The following is an 18318-nucleotide window of genomic DNA, read 5'->3' on the forward strand; positions in this document are numbered from 1 at the left end:
ACTGTTTTTGCGCCCGGCCAATGTGGCCGGGCGCCAAGGTCTTTATTTACCGGTTTTGATCTTCGTCCAGCTGCGCGTCATCACACGCTGGATCTTCGGCGGCAGCTCGGAGTTGACGTACAGGCGCTCCTGTATTTCCTTCGAGGGGTAAACCGCCTCATCGTTGCGAATCTCCTGATCCATCAGCTCGCCCGAAGCCGGGTTCGGGTTGGCGTACCCCACCTGGTCACTGACCTTGGCGATGACGTCGGGTTTGAGGACGTAGTTGATGAACGCGTGAGCGGCCTTCACGTCGGGCGCATCCGAAGGGATCGCGAGCATGTCGAACCACAGGTTGCCGCCCTCTTTCGGGATCGAGTAAGCAATCTTGACGCCCTTGCCAGCTTCTGCGGCACGGGCCTTGGCCTGGAACACGTCACCGGAGAAACCGGCCGCGATGCAGATGTCGCCGTTGGCCAGGTCAGTGATGTACTTGGACGAGTTGAAATAGGTCACGTACGGACGGACTTTGAGCAGCTTGGCTTCAGCGGCTTTGTAGTCTTTCTCGTCGGTGCTGTTCGGGTTCTTACCCATGTAGTTGAGGACCGCGGGCAGCATCTCGTCAGCCGAGTCGAGGAAAGCGACGCCGCACTTCTGCAGCTTCTTGATGTTCTCAGGCTCGAACAGCGTGGCCCAGGAGTCGATGGTGTCGACGCCCAGCACTTCCTTGATCTTGTCGACGTTGTAGCCAATGCCGTTGGTGCCCCACAGGTACGGTACGGCGTACTGGTTGCCCGGATCGTTTTTTTCCAGACGCTTGAGGAGTTCGGGGTCCAGGTTGGAATAATTGGGCAGCTGGGATTTATCGAGCTTCTGAAACGCCCCGGCCTTGATCTGTTTGCCCAGGAAGTGGTTGGACGGCACGACCACGTCATACCCGGTGTGGCCGGCCAGCAGCTTGCCTTCCAGGGTTTCGTTGGAGTCGAAGACGTCGTACTTGGTCTTGATCCCGGTGCTGGAGGTGAAGTCCTCCAGCGTCGTGGTGCCGATGTAATCGGACCAGTTATAAATGCGAACGGTGGAATCCGCGTAGGCACCGGCAGCGAGTGTGAGCCCGGCGCCGAGCAGCAAGCCTTTTGAAAATAAAGAAATAGACACGTGTGCCGTCCTTTTTAGTAGGTGGGCTGTTGCCCGTACCGATGACAGTAACGACTGCCTGTGACCCATCCGGCGCGCAACTTACCTTCGATAAACCCTTCTCGCAAAAAAACTTTTTGTGACGCGCGATTGTGTGGGCGTGAGCTTGCTCGCGATTGCGGTGTGTCAGTCCTGCATCCGGCTGAGGCAAACCGCATTCGCGAGCAAGCTCACTGCCACAGGTGCGCCGTACAGGACGACGCACCCGGTCACGCTTATTTACCCGATTTGATGTTGGTCCAGCTGCGGGTCATCAGGCGTTGAGTCGCCGCCGGCAAGTCGGCGATCGCGTACAACTTGGCCAGAACGTCTGCTGGCGGGTATACGCCCGGGTCAGAGGTAATGTCCTTGTCGACGAACTCGGTTGCCGCCTTGTTGCCGTTCGGGAAGTGAACGGAGTTGGTGATTTCAGCCATCACCTTCGGTTGCAGGAGGAAGTTCATGAACTTGTAAGCGCCTTCGACGTTCTCGGCATCTTTCGGGATGGCGACCATGTCGTAGAAGCTGCCTGCACCTTCTTTCGGAATGTTGTAGCTGACTTTGACTTTGCCGCCCGCTTCTTCAGCGCGCGCCTTGGCCTGATAGATGTCACCGGAGTAACCCACGGCTACGCAGATGTTGCCGTTGGCCAGGTCCGAGATGTACTTGGACGAGTGGAAGTAGGTGATCGAAGGACGAATCTTCTTGAACAGATCCTCGGCCTTCTGAATGTCCTCTTTCTTCTGAGTGTCGGTCGGCAGGCCCAGGTAATGCAGCGCCACTGGCAGCATTTCGGTTGGCGAGTCGAGGAAGCTGATTCCGCAGCCCTTCAGCTTGGCAGCGTTTTCCGGCTTGAACAGCAGGTCCCACGAGTTGACCGGTGCATCAGCGCCCAAAGCGGCTTTGACTTTTTCAGCGTTGTAGCCGATGCCGATCGAGCCCCACATGTACGGGAATGCGTGCTTGTTGTCCGGGTCGCTGATCGACACGGCTTTCAACAGCGCAGGGTCGAGGTTTTTGTAATTTGGCAGCTTGGACTTGTCCAGCTCCTGGTAGACGCCGGCCTTGATCTGCTTGGCCAGGAAGTTGTTCGACGGAACGACGATGTCGTAACCCGATTTCCCCGCCAGCAGCTTGGCTTCCAGGGTCTCGTTGCTGTCGAACACGTCGTAGACCACTTTGATGCCCGACTCTTTCTCGAAGTCGGCGATGGTGTTTGGTGCGATGTAATCGGACCAGTTATAGACGTGCAGGACTTTGTCATCGGCCTGTGCAGCGGCGGCCACTGCGCCCATGAGGGACAAGGCCAGGAGGGTTTTGCCAAATTTCTTCATTCGTACGGCTCCAGTGTTTTTATGTAAGCGGCGTCTAGACGGCGGACAGTCTGGCAATTTCCCGGTAAAAATTCAGCCCTGCAATGACTCAAGCGTCAGGTCCAGGCACTTGCGCGCCTTTTCAATCAACTCGTCGATCTCGGCGAAGGTAATCACCAGCGGCGGCGAGATGATCATGGTGTCGCCCACGGCCCGCATGATCAGGCCATTGTTAAAGCAAAAAGTGCGGCAAATCATGCCTGCGCCTTTGCCGACATAACGCTCGCGAGTGGCCTTGTCTTTCACCAGTTCGATTGCGCCCAGCATGCCGACGCCCCGCACTTCACCCACCAGCGGGTGATCGCTCAGCTCGCGCAGACGCTTTTGCAAATAGGGTGCCGTTTCGGACTTCACCCGTTCGACGATCTTTTCTTCACTCAGAATGCGGATGTTCTCCAGACCCACCGCTGCCGCCACCGGGTGACCGGAGTAGGTAAAACCGTGGTTGAAGTCGCCGCCCTCGTTCAGCACCTTGACCACTTCATCGCGCACGATGACGCCACCCATGGGGATGTAGCCCGAGGTCAGGCCCTTGGCGATGGTCATGAGGTCAGGCTTGAGGTCGTAGAAGTCGCTGCCGAACCATTCGCCGGTACGGCCAAAGCCACAGATCACTTCATCGGCCACAAAGAGGATGTCGTACTTGGCGAGGATCTCCTTGATCTTCGGCCAGTAGGTATCCGGCGGCACGATCACGCCGCCAGCGCCCTGGATCGGCTCGGCAATAAACGCGCCGACGTTGTCTACGCCCAGTTCGAGAATCTTCTTCTCCAGCTGTTCGGCCGCCCAGACGCCGAACTCGTCGGGCGTCATGTCGCCGCCTTCACCGAACCAGTACGGCTGCGGAATGTGCACGATGCCCGGAATTGGCAGATCGCCCTGCTCGTGCATGTAGGTCATGCCGCCCAGGCTCGCGCCAGCGACGGTCGAACCGTGGTAACCGTTGACGCGGCTGATGATGACTTTCTTGCTTGGCTGGCCTTTGATCGCCCAGTAATGGCGAACCAGGCGCAGCACCGTGTCATTACCTTCGGAGCCTGAGCCGGTGAAGAACACGTGGTTCATGCCCTCGGGGGCGATGTTGGAAATGGCCTTGGCCAGTTGCAAGGCCGGCGGGTGAGCGGTCTGGAAGAACAGGTTGTAGTAAGGCAGCTCGCGCATCTGCTTGCTGGCAGCGTCGGCCAGCTCTTCACGACCATAACCGATGGCGACGCACCAGAGCCCGGCCATGCCGTCGAGGATCTTGTTGCCTTCGCTGTCCCAGAGGTAAACGCCCTTGGCGTGGGTGATGATGCGCGGGCCTTTCTCTTTCAACTGCTTGAAATCGCTGAACGGCGCCAGGTGATGATCACTGCTGAGGGCTTGCCATTCGCGGGTTTGCGGGTTGTTGGAACTCATGAATCACTCCATTGTGGTATCGCGTGTGGGGCGCCGTCGATTCGCTCGTGATCCACTCGGATCTGGCTCGGATTCGGCGACGCCCCGTGACGTCAGACGGCAAAGAGCAGGAATTCCCGCTCCCAGGAACTGATCACACGCTTGAAGTTTTCGTGCTCGGCGCGCTTGACCGCGACGTAGCCGGTGATGAATTTCTTGCCGAGGTATTTTTCGACCGTCTTGCTGTTTTCCATGCGTTCCAGCGCGTCTTCGATGGTCAACGGCAGGCGCAGGTTGCGGCGCTCGTAACCACGGCCGACCACAGGGGCGCTGGGGTTCAGGCCCTCGACCATGCCAATGAAACCGCACAACAGGCTGGCGGCGATGGCCAGATACGGGTTGGCATCGGCGCCAGGCAGGCGGTTTTCCACGCGACGGTTCTGCGGACCGGCATCCGGTACGCGCAGGCCAACGGTGCGGTTTTCTTCGCCCCACTCCACGTTCACCGGCGCGGAGGTGTCCGGAAGGAAGCGGCGGAACGAGTTGACGTTGGGCGCGAACAGCGGCAACAGCTCGGGGATCAGCTTTTGCAGGCCGCCGATGTGTTGCAGGAACAGCTGGCTCATCGTGCCGTCTTCATTGGAGAAGATGTTCTTGCCGGTCTCGATGTCGATGATGCTCTGGTGCAGGTGCATGGCGCTGCCGGGCTCGCCGGTCATGGGCTTGGCCATGAAGGTCGCGGCCACATCGTGCTTGAGGGCGGCTTCGCGCATGGTGCGCTTGAACACCAGAATCTGATCCGCCAGCGAAAGCGCGTCACCGTGACGGAAGTTGATCTCCATCTGCGCGGTGCCGTCTTCGTGAATCAGCGTGTCCAGGTCGAGGTTCTGCAGTTCGCACCAGTCGTAGACGTCTTCGAACAGCGGGTCGAATTCGTTGGCGGCTTCAATGGAGAACGACTGACGACCGGTTTCCGGACGCCCTGAGCGCCCCACTGGTGGCTGCAGCGGGTAATCGGGATCGTCGCTGCGCTTGGTCAGATAGAACTCCATCTCCGGCGCAACAATCGGTTGCCAGCCCTGATCGGCATAGAGCTTGAGGACTTTCTTGAGGACGTTGCGCGGGGACAGCTCGATGGGGTTGCCTTGCTTGTCGTAGGTGTCGTGAATCACCTGCGCAGTCGGCTCGATAGCCCAGGGCACCAGAAACACCGCGCTCTGGTCAGGACGGCAGAACATGTCGATGTCTGCGGGGTCCAGCAATTCGTAGTAGATATCGTCTTCGACGTAATCGCCCGTCACGGTCTGGAGCAGTACGCTTTCCGGCAAGCGCATGCCCTTTTCAGCGATGAACTTGTTGGTCGGTGAAATCTTGCCCCGCGTGATACCGGTGAGGTCGGCGATCATGCATTCGACTTCGGTAATCCTGTGTTCTTTCAACCAATCGGTGAGCTGGTCGAGGTTGGTACTCATAAATACCTCAGGGTTTTAATTCCTGGTCGCCGTCATGGCGGTCAGGCGTTCTTTGAAGCGCTGGCGTTACGGTGTCGCATTTTTTGAATCGAGGCATCGCCAAATGCGGGAAGACTCAAAGATAGTCGTGCTTGTGCGAAGCGCGCGGCGGAAGATGCTGCAGAAAGCCGGGGCCGGGTACGACAGCCGAAGCAAAAGACGCGCCCGCTGGAACCGCTGCGTGGATAAAAAAGAGTAAGGTGTCGAGGTGCCGCGCAGAGGCATGGGCAGTGCACGGCGCCCTGGCTGGGCCGCTACACTGAACGCGTGTGGTATGAAAAGCAGGTGCCCGAATGGCTGAGTGCAGGCGGTGAGGCCGATCAGCGGAAGGCGAAACATGAGACCCCCGGTATTATTGCTGTTATGGGTTGCAATCGAGCTTAGCGTTGTTCATTTTTTTCCACAACACGCCCGTAAAAAATAAAACACGCCCTGCTCAAACCCGCAGTTTGCATTACGTTAGGTGCCTAACATTTGCCCTAAAGTGCGGCGAAAATGGCTTTTTGGCGCCCTTTTAGGGCAAAACAGGGCTCCCTTGACTTCGTCTGGGCTTTCGGATTGACTGAAACCCGTAATGCTCGATGATTGATATTTTCAACAACAAAGGTGTTGCATCATGTCGGTACCCCCGCGTGCCGTTCAGCTCAACGAAGCGAACGCGTTCCTTAAGGAACATCCTGAGGTTCTATACGTTGACCTTCTGATTGCAGATATGAATGGAGTGGTGCGCGGCAAGCGCATCGAACGCACCAGCCTTCATAAGGTTTACGAAAAAGGCATCAACCTCCCAGCTTCCCTATTCGCACTGGATATCAACGGCTCGACGGTGGAAAGCACCGGTCTTGGTCTGGACATCGGTGACGCTGACCGAATCTGCTATCCAATCCCCGACACTCTCTGCAATGAGCCCTGGCAGAAGCGTCCTACCGCACAACTCCTGATGACCATGCACGAGCTGGAAGGCACGCCTTTCTTCGCGGATCCGCGTGAAGTGCTGCGCCAGGTTGTCAGCAAGTTCGACGAGATGGGCCTGACCATCTGCGCTGCATTCGAGCTTGAGTTCTACCTGATCGATCAGGAAAACGTGAACGGTCGTCCGCAACCGCCGCGCTCGCCGATCTCTGGCAAACGTCCACATTCGACACAGGTCTACCTGATCGACGATCTGGACGAGTACGTCGACTGCCTCCAGGACATTCTGGAAGGCGCAAAAGAGCAAGGCATTCCCGCCGACGCGATCGTCAAGGAAAGTGCCCCGGCGCAGTTCGAAGTGAACCTGCACCACACCGCCGACGCGCTGAAAGCCTGTGATTACGCGGTGCTGCTCAAACGCCTGATCAAGAACATCGCCTACGACCATGAGATGGACACCACCTTCATGGCCAAGCCTTATCCGGGCCAGGCAGGTAACGGTCTGCACGTGCACATTTCGATCCTGGATCGTGATGGCAAAAACATCTTCACCAGTGAGGATCCCGAGCAGAACGCCGCATTGCGTCATGCGATCGGCGGTGTGCTCGAGACCCTACCCGCGCAGATGGCGTTCCTTTGCCCGAACGTCAATTCGTACCGCCGGTTTGGTGCTCAGTTCTACGTTCCGAACTCGCCGTGCTGGGGTCTGGATAACCGGACCGTGGCCGTACGCGTACCAACCGGTACCGCCGATTCGGTACGTATCGAGCACCGGGTTGCCGGTGCGGATGCCAACCCGTATCTGCTGATGGCATCGGTACTGGCAGGCATTCACCACGGCCTGACCAACCAGATCGAGCCCGGTCCGCCCGTGGAAGGCAACTCCTACGAGCAGAACGAGCAAAGCCTGCCGAACAACCTGCGTGATGCACTGCGCGAGCTGGACGACAGCGAAGTCATGGCCAAGTACATCGATCCGAAGTACATCGATATTTTCGTTGCGTGCAAGGAAAGTGAGCTGGAGGAGTTCGAGCACTCCATCTCCGACCTTGAATACAACTGGTATCTGCACACGGTTTGATGGCTGCACGAGTTAAGAAAACGCCACCTTTTCGAGAGAACCGGTGGCGTTTTTCATTCATGAGCTGCGCGGACACCCTGTGGGACCGGCTTCAGCCGGGAAGGCAATCTCCCGGCTGCCACTGTAGAATGCCGGCGGCCCCGACCGAGAGAGCACTGATGACCCGCCTTGCCCCACTCCGCAAACCTCGTGCACGCAGCCAGGCGCGGATCGACTCAATTCTTGATGCCGCACGTGCGCTGCTGGCCTCGGACGGCGTGGCTAGCCTCTCCATCTACAGCGTCGCCGAACGGGCCGAGATCCCGCCTTCTTCGGTCTATCACTTCTTCGCCAGCGTTCCCGCGCTGCTCGAAGCGCTCACGGCCGATGTTCACGAAGCCTTTCGCGAAAGCCTGCAGCAGCCCATCGATCATCATCAGTTAAATCAGTGGCGTGACCTGTCCCACGTAGTGGAATCGCGCATGCTCGCGATCTACAGCGACGACGCCGCCGCGCGGCAGTTGATCCTCGCCCAACACGGTTTGACCGAAGTCACTCAGGCGGATCGTCAACACGACATTGAACTGGGCAACCTCATGCATGAGCTGTTCGCCCGGCATTTCCAACTGCCGACGCTGCCCGATGATGTTGAGGTGTTTGCCCTGGCGCTGGAACTTGCGGATCGGGTGTACGCGCGCTCGGTGCAATTGCACCACGCGATTACCCCGCGCATGGCCGAGGAAGGGTTGCGTGTGTTTGATGCGTATCTGGGGTTGTACCTGCCGCCGTATTTGCCGAAGCGGTTAATCGAGCAATAACGCAGGTCAGTTGTGGGGGCGCCACCCCGGTCACTCCCACAAGCCCTCGACCAGCCCGAAGCCCGAGTCAGACGCTAAACCTGTGGGAGCGAGCTTGCTCGCGAAAGCATTCTGTCAGACAGCCTAACTGTTGCTGACCCACCGCATTCGTGAGCAAGCTCACTCCCACAGGTCCTCAATCAGCCCGAAGCCCGAGTCAGACGCTGGAGTTGTGGGAGATCGCTTGCGATTCAGCATCGATCACAACTTGGCGATCGACACCTCGGTCGATTTCACGAAGGCGATCACTTCGCTGCCAACCACCAATTCCAGCTCTTTCACCGAGCGAGTGGTGATAACGGAAGTGACGACACCCGATGCGGTCTGCACATCGATCTCGGACAGCACGTCGCCGGTGACGATTTCCTTGATGGTGCCTTTGAACTGGTTACGCACGTTGATGGCTTTGATAGTCATGGTAAGGCTTCCTTAGTGAGATCAGCTCCGGGGCAAAATTGCCTCTGGAGTTAGTTAGCCCAGCGCAGTTGCGTGGGCAGCGGTGAAGTCGGTTCGGGTTCGGGCGGGTTGCCTGGCAGCGACAACACGCGATTGAGCACTTCGGTTTCCAGCGCGGCGAGTTGGTAGGAGCCCCGCGCCCTCGGACGGGCCAGATCCACCTGTAAATCAAGCCCGATACGGCCCTCTTCGATCAGCAAGACTCGGTCGGCAATAGCGACTGCCTCGCTGACGTCGTGGGTTACCAGCAATACGGTGAATCCGTGCTTCTTCCACAGGTTCTCGATCAGCTGCTGCATCTCGATTCGGGTCAAGGCATCCAGCGCGCCAAGGGGCTCGTCGAGCAGCAACAGGCGCGGCTGATGAATCAGCGCACGCGCCAGCGCCACACGTTGTTTCTGACCACCTGATAATGCCGCCGGCCATTCATTGGCGCGCTCGGCCAGGCCCACGGATTCCAGCGCTTCCAACGCTTTGCCACGCCAGTCGCCGCTGAGGCCAAGGCCGACGTTGTCGATGATCTTTTTCCAGGGCAGCAAACGCGCTTCCTGGAACATCAGTCGCGTGTCTTCTCGCGCATCCGCCAGCGAGCCGTTACCGGCAAGCAGTTGGCCGCTCGACGGCTGATCGAGGCCCGCCAGCAGGCGCAGTAACGTGCTCTTGCCGCAGCCGCTTCGGCCCACGACCGCCAAGAACTGGCCGGCCGGGATGTGCAGATCGATATCTTTCAAGACTTCCCGCGAGCCGAAGGTCTTCTTCAGCTTGCGGACCTGCAAGGGGATCCCGCGCAAGAGGTTTGCCGGTTGTTGGAGATTGCTCATTGCGCGCCACCTTTAGCCACTTGATACGCCGGGTGCCAACGCAGGCAGACCCGTTCCAGACCACGCGCCGCGAGGTCTGCCAATTTACCGAGTACGGCGTAGAGGACGATCGCCAGTACCACGACGTCGGTCTGCAGAAACTCTCGGGCATTCATCGCCAGATACCCGATGCCGGAGCTGGCCGAGATGGTTTCCGCAACGATCAGCGTCAACCACATGAAGCCCAGCGCAAACCGCACGCCGACCAGAATCGAAGGCATCGCGCCCGGCAGAATCACGTGCCGGAACAGTCCGAAGCCGCTCAAACCGTAGCTGCGGGACATTTCCACCAGCGCCGGGTCGATGTTGCGAATGCCGTGGTACGTGTTCAGGTAAATCGGGAACAGCGTGCCCAACGCGACCAGAAAAATCTTCGCGGTCTCGTCGATGCCGAACCACAGGATGACCAGCGGAATCAGCGCCAGGTGCGGCACGTTGCGGATCATCTGCACCGAGCTGTCGAGAAGACGCTCGCCCCATTTCGACAGCCCGGTGATGAAGCCGAGCGCCAGGCCGATCCCTCCGCCGATGGCGAAGCCGATCCCGGCACGCCAGCCACTGATTGCCAGATGGGTCCAGATTTCGCCGCTGCGCACCAGCGTGACGCCGGCCTCAATCACTGCGCTCGGGGCTGGCAGAATGCGGGTAGACAGCCAGCCTGCGCTGACCGCCAGTTGCCATATCGCCAGCAGCAGGACCGGTAGCAACCAGGGCGCCAGTCTGTGGGTGATTCTTTCCACGCTCATGGAGTTGTCTCCTTCCAATGCCGGGCTTACTGGGCTTTCGCGACAGCAGCGGGTGGCGTCCAGATCACATCAGCGATGCGCAACGGTTTAGGGATCAGCTTGAGCTGGTAGAAGGTGTCGGCGATTTTCTGTTGCGCGGCTACGGTTTCGGGCGTGATGAACGAGGCGCCGTAGCCCTGACGTTTCACCGCCGTGCGGGTAATGTCTTCCGGCAGGCCGAGCAGCGGCGCGACCTGCTTAGTCACTTCCTCCGGGTTGGCCTTGGACCATTCGCCGACGGCGCGCACTTCTTCAACCAGGGTCTGGATCACCTTGGGATGCTGCTGCGCATAGGGTTTGGTCGCCAGGTAGAACTGGTTATTGTCGACGATGCCTGTTCCGTCGCGCAGGGTTTTGGCCTGCAGCTGCTGCTCGGCGGCGGCCTGGTACGGATCCCAGATCACCCAGGCATCGACGCTCCCGCGCTCGAAGGCTGCACGGGCATCGGCGGGCGGCAGGAATACGGTTTGGATGTCGGTGTACTTAAGACCGGCGTCTTCCAGCGCGCGGACCAGCAGGTAATGGACATTGGAGCCTTTGTTGAGGACGACTTTCTTGCCTTTGAGGTCTTTGACCGAGCTGATCGACGAGTCCTTGGGCACCAGAATCGCTTCGCTGGTGGGCGCAGGCGGTTCGGAGGCGACGTACACGAGATCAGCGCCCGCGGCCTGGGCGAACACGGGTGGGGTTTCGCCCGTCACACCAAAGTCGATCGAGCCCACGTTCAGGCCTTCGAGCAATTGTGGGCCACCGGGAAATTCGGTCCACTGGACCTGCACCCCTTGATCGGCGAGCTTTTTCTCGAGCGAGCCTTTTGCCTTGAGCAGCACCAGCGTGCCGTATTTCTGGTAACCGATGCGCAAGGTATCGGCCTGGGCCTGAGTAAGGGCGCCGAAGGAAACCGCCGCCGCAAACAGAGCGACCAGGCCTCGACGCAAAATAACGGTGCCCATGGCACGCTCCTTTGCTGTGTAGCTATCAGGTGGCACCTGCTCGTCCGATGGCGGACCAGTAAGGCGGGAGGGGATTCATTGCCGGCGATCTCGCCAGGACGGAGAGACCATAACAGGGGATAGTTATTCTCTAAAATCATATTTATTCATTTGGTTAGCACCAAAAAGAATATAAAGATTGCTTAGCTCTTCGGTAATACGTGATCCCGTGGGAGCGAGCTTGCTCGCGAAGACTGGCTTTCATTCTCCAGAGAAAGTGGCTGCATGCCCCGGCCCCTTCGCGAGCAAGCTCACTCCCACACAGGTGGGAATTCCTTCGTGGATGGCGCTTACAGCACAAAAAAAGGGCCGACAAATCGGCCCTCACGTGCTGCTCAAAGCGGGTGTATCAGCGGTTCGGCTGTGGCGTCAGGCGCAGGTACGGCGTAACGGCGGTATAGCCTTTAGGGAAGCGTTCCTTGATCTCCGCTTCATCCTTGATAGACGGCACGATGACGACGTCTTCGCCATCTTTCCAGTTCGCCGGCGTCGCGACTTTATAGTTGTCGGTCAACTGCAACGAATCAATCACCCGCAGGATCTCGTGGAAGTTGCGTCCGGTGCTGGCCGGGTAGGTGATCGTCAGGCGGACCTTCTTGTTCGGATCAATCACGAACAGCGAGCGGACCGTCAGGGTCTCGCTGGCATTGGGGTGAATCAGGTCATAGAGCTCGGAAACCTTGCGATCCTCGTCCGCCAGGATCGGGAAGTTCACAAGGGTGTTCTGTGTGGTGTTGATGTCGCCGATCCACTTGGTGTGGGATTCGGCCGAGTCCACGGAGAGGGCAATCGCCTTGACGTTGCGCTTGTCGAATTCGTCTTTCAGTTTTGCGGTGAAGCCCAGCTCGGTGGTGCAGACAGGCGTGAAGTCGGCGGGGTGCGAGAACAACACCGCCCATTTGCCATCCAGCCATTCGTGAAACCTGATCGGTCCTTCGCTGGAGTCCTGTTCGAAGTCGGGTGCAATGTCGCCGAGTTTAAGGCCCATACGTTGGTGCTCCTTGGTGATGATTCATCGGTTTACTGTGCATGCCAGCATCTGAAAGCAAAAGGAACGATTCGTGCTGAATGGCATTGTTTCAGGCATAAAAAAGCCCCGCCGAAGCGGGGCTCTTTTCAACACATCACGCTTATTTGAAGGCGTAGGTGTAGTTGAGGACCAGACGGGTCTGGTCGGTGTCTTGCTGGCTAGCGTACAAATCGGAATCAGAACGCAGGTTGGCGCGACGCAGCGTCACACCGAAGCCCTTCATGAGGCCTTCCTGGAACACGTAGTCGATACGCATGTCACGTTCCCACTCCGAACCACGACCCAGCGATGCGCTTTGCAGACGGATCTGATCGCCATGCAGGTAAGCAATCGCAGCTTTCAGACCAGGCACGCCCAAACGTGCGAAGTCGTACGAGTACTGGCCGAACTTGGTCTTCTCACCGGTGCGGGTGAAGTTGGTGATCATGCTGTCAGTGAACAGGTAAACGCTGTTACCACCCTCACCTTCGTTACGACCGCTGGCCGAGCCATTGCGGGTGACGCTACCGTTGTTCATGATTGGCATGGCGCCGCTGTCACTGACAGACTGGTAGCCCAACAGGAATGCGTTGCCACCCAAGGTGTAGGTGAACATTGCAGTCCAGGTGTTGTTGTCGACTTCGCCGTTGTCACTGTAGCCGTTGTTGAACTTGTAACCGGTGTTGACAGTTTGGCCGTTCTTGCCATCGGAGGTGCTGTGGAAGTAGCGCAGGTCGGTCTTGAACGACTGGTCTTCAGCGATTGGCAGGACGTGTACCAGGCCGAGGAACTGCTGCTTGTAATAATCTTCCAAGTTGGCGTAGTAGTACTGAACGGTCAGGTCTTTGGTGACTTTGTAATCACCGCCAGCAAACTGGAAGTTGTTGGAGCCTTCGGTACCAGCGTTCAGGGACATATCAGCGTAGTTGCTGGACGCACGACCCGCAGCCTGAGTCAGCTTACCGGCGGTCAAAGTCAGGCCATCGATTTCTTTGGAAGTGACGATGCCACCCTCGAAGGTCTGAGGCAGCAGACGACCATCGTTCGATACGAGGATCGGCAGGTTTGGCTGCAAAGCGTTACCTACTTTCAGCTCGGTCTTCGACAGCTTGACCTTGGCGTTGGCACCAGCGCGGGCCCAGTCAGCAACTGGCGAACCGTCGGAGCTGGTTGGAGACACGCTGTTGGCGGTAGTTGGAAGGCGGTTGTCGATACCACCGCTCAAGTTGATGCCGTACATGCCTTGAACGTCGAGACCGAAACCAACGGTACCCGGGGTGTAGCCCGAGATGAAGTTGAACAGGAAACCCTGGGTGGTCTGACGCTGATCCTGACCTTTGAGAGTACCGCTAGCGTTACGGTTCTCACGCGGATCTTGTTCGAAGTACAACGTACGGGAACTGAGTGTCGCTTTGCTGTCATCCAGGAAACCGGCTGCACCAGCCTGAGTAGCCAAGACACCTGCGTATACGGCCAAGGCCAGGGTGGACTTCTTCATTGTGTATCGCTCCTCGTGAATCTAATTTTTGTAGTTCCCGGGCCCGAGCCTAAGGCTCAAAACCGAGGATGCGCGATTAGCGCCGGACCTGACTCGGCGAGTCAATGGCCCCAAGACTAATTGACTAGACCGCGTTACAGCTGGCTGCAAGGTAAGGTAGATCCTTTAAACCTAAAAAGACTTGTTAGACCTGCTTTTATGCCAAGCAGTTATATGTCACAAGCCGTTTCAGCCGTCCGTTGCGGAGTGTATCGGCCCTAATCCCTAATTCCCAAAACATATTTCAGTGCCGTTCGTCAGATCGATAGGTTTGGGCGGGTCGTACAACAGGAACTTGACCGGCAAGTCACGGTCGGCCTGCGAAACTAGGTAAGAATTGCCGCTCCAACCTGCTGAAATACCTGGTATTTCTTCGCCGCTAGCCGCATTCATTGCAGTTGTCACCCTGCCTTTCGTCTGTTTCCGAACGACGCAGGGCGAAAAGCTCATTCGCGACAACACCCCCGTTAAACTCGTCGCCTCAACCGTGCACGCATCCCACATCAGCCGGTTAAAAATGCTCCATCCCTGCGGAGACATCGTTGAACGGGCGTCGCGATCGTATTTACAAATTGTGACGTTTAGATGAACTGTCTAGCGGAACAGTGCTTTTTGTTCCGGGCTCTTGGGGCTGTCGAGCACGCACAGAAGAAAATTAGCGCTAAGGAAATTCCAAAAGGTTATTTATTTCGATTTTCTTAGATCATTTACGCTCTGCGGCATTCGAAGGCGGTGTGCCTTTCCACGGAGCCTCACCATGAAACTGCTCAACCCTTTACGCGTCCTGGCGGCCTTGTCCCTGGCCGGCTCAGTGCTCTTCGCCCAAGCCGCCGATTTTACCGTCGCCTACCAGACCACCGTGGACCCGGCAAAAGTCGCTCAGGCCGATGGCGCCTATGAAAAGGCGACGGGCTCGAAGATTTCATGGCGCAAATTCGATAACGGCGCGGACGTGATCACGGCGATCGCGTCCGGTGATGTACAGATCGGCTATCTCGGCTCGAGCCCTCTCACGGCGGCGGCAACGCGCAAAGTGCCGGTGGAAACTTTTCTGATTGCCACCCAGATCGGTGCTGCCGAGGCGCTGGTTGCGCGTAATGGCTCCGGTATCAATGGCCCACAGGATCTGATCGGCAAAAAGATCGCCGTGCCGTTTGTGTCTACTGGTCACTACAGCCTGCTCGCGGCCCTGAAGTACTGGAAGATTGATCCGGCGAAAGTGACCATCCTCAATCTCGCCCCACCAGCCATTGCGGCGGCGTGGAAGCGCGGCGACATCGACGCCACTTACGTCTGGGACCCGGCGCTCGGCGTGGCCAAGGAGACAGGCAAAGTGTTGATCACGTCGGGCGAGTTGGCGAAAGTCGGCGCGCCGACCTTTGATGCGTGGATCGTGCGCAAGGATTTCGCCGACAAACATCCTGAGGTTGTCAAAGCCTTCGCCAAAACCACCCTCGACGCCTACGCCGCGTACCGCAAGGATCCAGCGGCCTGGCTGGCCGATGCCAGCAACGTCGACAAACTGGTGAAGCTGTCCGGCGCCAAGCCTGGTGACATCCCCGGCCTTTTGCAGGGCAACGTCTACCCGCTGGCGGCCGATCAGGTGACTGAACTGGGCGCACCGACCACCGACGCCATCACCAAGACCGCCGCGTTCCTCAAGGAACAGGGCAAGGTCGACGCTGTGCTGGCCGATTACACCCCTTATGTGAGCGCGAAGTTCGTCACCCAGTAAGCGAAGGCGCCCAGCCGGATACCGAGCCGGCTTCGACAGCCATGCCGTTGATGCACATCTATTAGAAGCGGAGTCCATGCCATGGCCCTGTTACAGCTGGAGCGCATTAGCGCACAGTATCCCGGTGCGGCCGAACCGGTGCTGTCGGATATTTCCCTGACCCTCGGTCCGCAGCAACTGCTGGTCGCCCTGGGCCCATCCGGCAGCGGCAAGACTTCGTTGTTGAACCTGATTGCCGGGTTCGTCGCGCCCAGCGCAGGCCGCATCACCCTTGATGGCGCACCGGTTAACGGGCCCAGCGCCGAGCGCGGCGTGGTGTTTCAGGATGACGCTTTGCTGCCCTGGCAGGACGTGTTAACCAATGTGGCATTCGGACTTGAGCTGGCGGGCGTGCCCCGGGACAAACGTGAGACGAAAGCGCGGGACATGCTGACGTTGGTCGATCTCGCCGGTTTCGAAAAGCGCCGTATCTGGGAATTGTCCGGCGGGCAGAAACAACGGGTGGGCCTCGCCCGAGCGCTGGCGGCCGATCCGCGGGTGCTGCTGATGGACGAGCCTTTCGGCGCGCTGGACGCCTTTACCCGTGAACAGATGCAAGAGTTGCTGCTGCAGGTGTGGCAACGCAGCGCCAAGCCGGTCTTCCTGATCACCCACGACATTGAAGAGGCGGTATTCCTGTCGACCGATCTGATTCTGCTTGCGCCGAACCCTGGTCAGATCGTCGAGCACCTGAAGCTCGACTTCGGTCAGCGTTACGGCGCAGGTGAATCGGCCAGAGCCGTCAAGTCCGACCCTCGCTTCATCGAAACCCGCGAGCACGTGTTGGCTCGAGTCTTTTCCCAGCGGCAAAGCGTTCGGGAGCAACGGGCATGAGTCTTTATCAATCGCCGGAGCCGACACTCACTCGCGCGCCGTTGAAGACCGCGCCGCGCCAGCCCTCCTCTTTCCATGTGAGCACTCGCACCATCAGCGTGCTGACCCTCGCTGTCCTGCTGGCCAGTTGGTGGCTCGTCACAGCCTTTGAATGGGTCGAACCGCTGTTCCTCCCGCCCCCGTCCGCCGTGCTGGAAAAAGCCTGGTTGTTGATGACCAAAGGCTACATGGACTCCACGCTGTGGCAGCACTTGGAAGCGAGTTTGCAACGCATCGGACTGGCGCTGTTCTTCGCCGTGCTGACGGCCATTCCGGTTGGCATTGCCATCGGTCATAACCGAATCGCGCGGGGGATTTTCGACCCGCTGATTGAGTTCTACCGCCCGGTGCCGCCGCTGGCCTACCTGCCGCTGATCGTGATCTGGTGCGGCATTGGCGAGTTCTCCAAGGTCCTGCTGATTTATCTGGCGATCTTCGCGCCCGTTGCGATTGCCACTGCGACAGGCGTGCGCACGGTCGACAAGACGAAATTGCGCGCGGCTCAATCCCTTGGCGCCAGCCGCTGGCAGCTCATCCGCCACGTCATCCTGCCCAGCGCCCTGCCCGACATTCTCACCGGCGTGCGTATCGGCCTGGGCGTGGGTTGGTCGACGCTGGTGGCAGCCGAGTTGATTGCCGCCACCAGTGGCCTGGGTTTCATGGTTCAGTCCGCTGCGCAGTTTCTGGTGACCGATGTGGTGGTGCTGGGAATTCTGGTCATCGCGCTGATCGCCTTCGCGCTGGAGATGGGCCTGCGCGCGCTGCAACGCAAGCTTGTGCCATGGCACGGCCAGAACCACTGAATCCCGGACATTACTGACTACGCCGACACCTCGGCGCCTAATACACGAGAACACCATGAGCATCGACATCCACCCGCTCAGCCCGGCATTGGGCGCACAGATCAGCGGCATTGACCTCAGCCGCGACCTGACCGGTGAGCAACGCAACGTCATTGAACGGGCGCTGCTTGATCATCAGGTGCTGTTCTTCCGCGATCAACCGATCACGCCGCAGCAACAGGCGCGATTCGCCGCCCATTTTGGTGACCTGCACATTCACCCGATATACCCCAACGTGCCGGAACAGCCTGAAGTGCTGATTCTCGATACCGCGGTCACCGACGTGCGCGACAACGCCGTCTGGCACACCGATGTCACCTTTCTACCGACCCCTGCGCTGGGCGCGGTGCTTAGCGCCAAACAGGTGCCGGCTTACGGTGGCGATACGTTGTGGGCAAGCGGGATCGCGGCGTTCGAAGCGCTGTCCCGGCCGATGCAGGCGCTGCTCGATGGCCTCACCGCGACCCATGACTTCACCCGGTCATTTCCGCTGGAGCGCTTTGGCAATACGGCTGAAGACCTCGCGCGCTGGGAGGAGACCCGCCGCAAGAACCCGCCGCTGTCGCACCCGGTGATTCGCACGCACCCGGTCAGCGGTCGCAAGGCGTTGTTCGTCAACGAGGGTTTCACCACGCGGATCAATGAACTGGAAGCGGCCGAGAGTGAGGCCATTTTGAAATTGCTGTTCGCCCACGGCACGCGACCGGAGTTCACCCTGCGCTGGCGCTGGCAGGCAAACGACGTGGCCATGTGGGACAACCGCGTGACCCAGCATTACGCGGTCGACGACTACCGTCCGCAGCGCCGAGTGATGCACCGCGCGACGATTCTGGGTGATGCGCCGTTTTAACAAGACGCCAGCAAGCGCGCTGATGCTTTCAGCCGGGAAGCGGTCGGCAGGCGCGTTATAGATTTGCGGCGTGACACCTGACGCTTTCCCGGCTA

At 58.9% G+C, this 18318-nt stretch carries 15 protein-coding genes and 1 pseudogene; 6 read left to right on the plus strand and 10 right to left on the minus strand.

Features of this window, described 5'->3' with window-relative positions; translation table 11 throughout:
- Nucleotides 1-42: 42 nt before the first annotated feature.
- The 4 genes from AC3ISG_RS23190 to AC3ISG_RS23205 form a co-directional block, all read right to left on the minus strand.
- Nucleotides 43-1137, minus strand: coding sequence for a polyamine ABC transporter substrate-binding protein (locus AC3ISG_RS23190; RefSeq protein ID WP_122533995.1), 1095 nt, complete (start codon nt 1135-1137; stop codon nt 43-45).
- A gap of 254 nt (nt 1138-1391) precedes the next feature.
- A complete protein-coding gene (locus tag AC3ISG_RS23195) occupies nt 1392-2489 on the minus strand; it encodes a polyamine ABC transporter substrate-binding protein (protein WP_122533996.1) in 1098 nt (365 codons plus the stop codon).
- Nucleotides 2490-2561: 72 nt separating this feature from the next.
- Complete coding sequence (locus AC3ISG_RS23200) at nt 2562-3926, minus strand: aspartate aminotransferase family protein (RefSeq protein WP_122533997.1); 1365 nt, start codon at nt 3924-3926, stop codon at nt 2562-2564.
- Nucleotides 3927-4018: 92 nt separating this feature from the next.
- Nucleotides 4019-5377: a glutamine synthetase family protein gene (locus AC3ISG_RS23205; protein WP_037016227.1), complete on the minus strand. Its 1359-nt coding sequence runs from the start codon at nt 5375-5377 to the stop codon at nt 4019-4021.
- A gap of 655 nt (nt 5378-6032) precedes the next feature.
- On the opposite strand from AC3ISG_RS23205, the gene AC3ISG_RS23210 reads away from it, so the two are divergent.
- Both AC3ISG_RS23210 and AC3ISG_RS23215 read left to right on the plus strand, forming a co-directional pair.
- Nucleotides 6033-7409, plus strand: coding sequence for a glutamine synthetase family protein (locus tag AC3ISG_RS23210; RefSeq protein WP_065987362.1), 1377 nt, complete (start codon nt 6033-6035; stop codon nt 7407-7409).
- 158 nt (nt 7410-7567) lie between these two features.
- Complete coding sequence (locus AC3ISG_RS23215; RefSeq protein WP_489298057.1) at nt 7568-8206, plus strand: TetR/AcrR family transcriptional regulator; 639 nt, start codon at nt 7568-7570, stop codon at nt 8204-8206.
- 240 nt (nt 8207-8446) lie between these two features.
- Here AC3ISG_RS23215 and AC3ISG_RS23220 read toward each other — a convergent pair whose 3' ends face one another.
- From AC3ISG_RS23220 to AC3ISG_RS23245, 6 genes are all read right to left on the minus strand, one after another.
- Nucleotides 8447-8662, minus strand: coding sequence for a TOBE domain-containing protein (locus AC3ISG_RS23220; protein WP_037016233.1), 216 nt, complete (start codon nt 8660-8662; stop codon nt 8447-8449).
- 50 nt (nt 8663-8712) lie between these two features.
- Complete coding sequence (ssuB, locus tag AC3ISG_RS23225; protein WP_489298058.1) at nt 8713-9522, minus strand: aliphatic sulfonates ABC transporter ATP-binding protein; 810 nt, start codon at nt 9520-9522, stop codon at nt 8713-8715.
- Nucleotides 9519-10307, minus strand: a complete 789-nt coding sequence (ssuC, locus tag AC3ISG_RS23230) for an aliphatic sulfonate ABC transporter permease SsuC (RefSeq protein ID WP_122533999.1) — start codon at nt 10305-10307, stop codon at nt 9519-9521. Before ssuC ends, ssuB begins: the two co-directional genes overlap by 4 nt.
- A 26-nt stretch (nt 10308-10333) precedes the next feature.
- Nucleotides 10334-11299 carry a sulfonate ABC transporter substrate-binding protein gene (locus tag AC3ISG_RS23235; RefSeq protein WP_122534000.1) on the minus strand — a complete coding sequence of 322 codons (966 nt, stop codon included), beginning with the start codon at nt 11297-11299 and terminating at the stop codon, nt 10334-10336.
- A 388-nt stretch (nt 11300-11687) separates the two neighbouring features.
- Entirely contained in the window at nt 11688-12326 is a 639-nt protein-coding gene (locus AC3ISG_RS23240; RefSeq protein WP_172610393.1) for a peroxiredoxin, read from the minus strand.
- A gap of 142 nt (nt 12327-12468) precedes the next feature.
- Nucleotides 12469-13845, minus strand: coding sequence for an OprD family porin (locus AC3ISG_RS23245; protein WP_122534002.1), 1377 nt, complete (start codon nt 13843-13845; stop codon nt 12469-12471).
- Nucleotides 13846-14641: 796 nt separating this feature from the next.
- On the opposite strand from AC3ISG_RS23245, the gene tauA reads away from it, so the two are divergent.
- From tauA to tauD, 4 genes and pseudogenes are all read left to right on the plus strand, one after another.
- Nucleotides 14642-15619: a taurine ABC transporter substrate-binding protein gene (tauA, locus tag AC3ISG_RS23250; protein WP_122622888.1), complete on the plus strand. Its 978-nt coding sequence runs from the start codon at nt 14642-14644 to the stop codon at nt 15617-15619.
- Nucleotides 15620-15700: 81 nt separating this feature from the next.
- Nucleotides 15701-16492: a taurine ABC transporter ATP-binding subunit gene (tauB, locus tag AC3ISG_RS23255; RefSeq protein WP_489298059.1), complete on the plus strand. Its 792-nt coding sequence runs from the start codon at nt 15701-15703 to the stop codon at nt 16490-16492.
- A 77-nt stretch (nt 16493-16569) separates the two neighbouring features.
- A pseudogene (gene tauC, locus AC3ISG_RS23260) lies at nt 16570-17334 on the plus strand (taurine ABC transporter permease TauC); the annotation flags it as partial.
- Between the two features lie 55 nt (nt 17335-17389).
- Entirely contained in the window at nt 17390-18223 is an 834-nt protein-coding gene (gene tauD, locus AC3ISG_RS23265; RefSeq protein ID WP_489298060.1) for a taurine dioxygenase, read from the plus strand.
- Nucleotides 18224-18318: the final 95 nt, after the last annotated feature.

Source organism: Pseudomonas sp. GL_135, assembly GCF_057834665.1.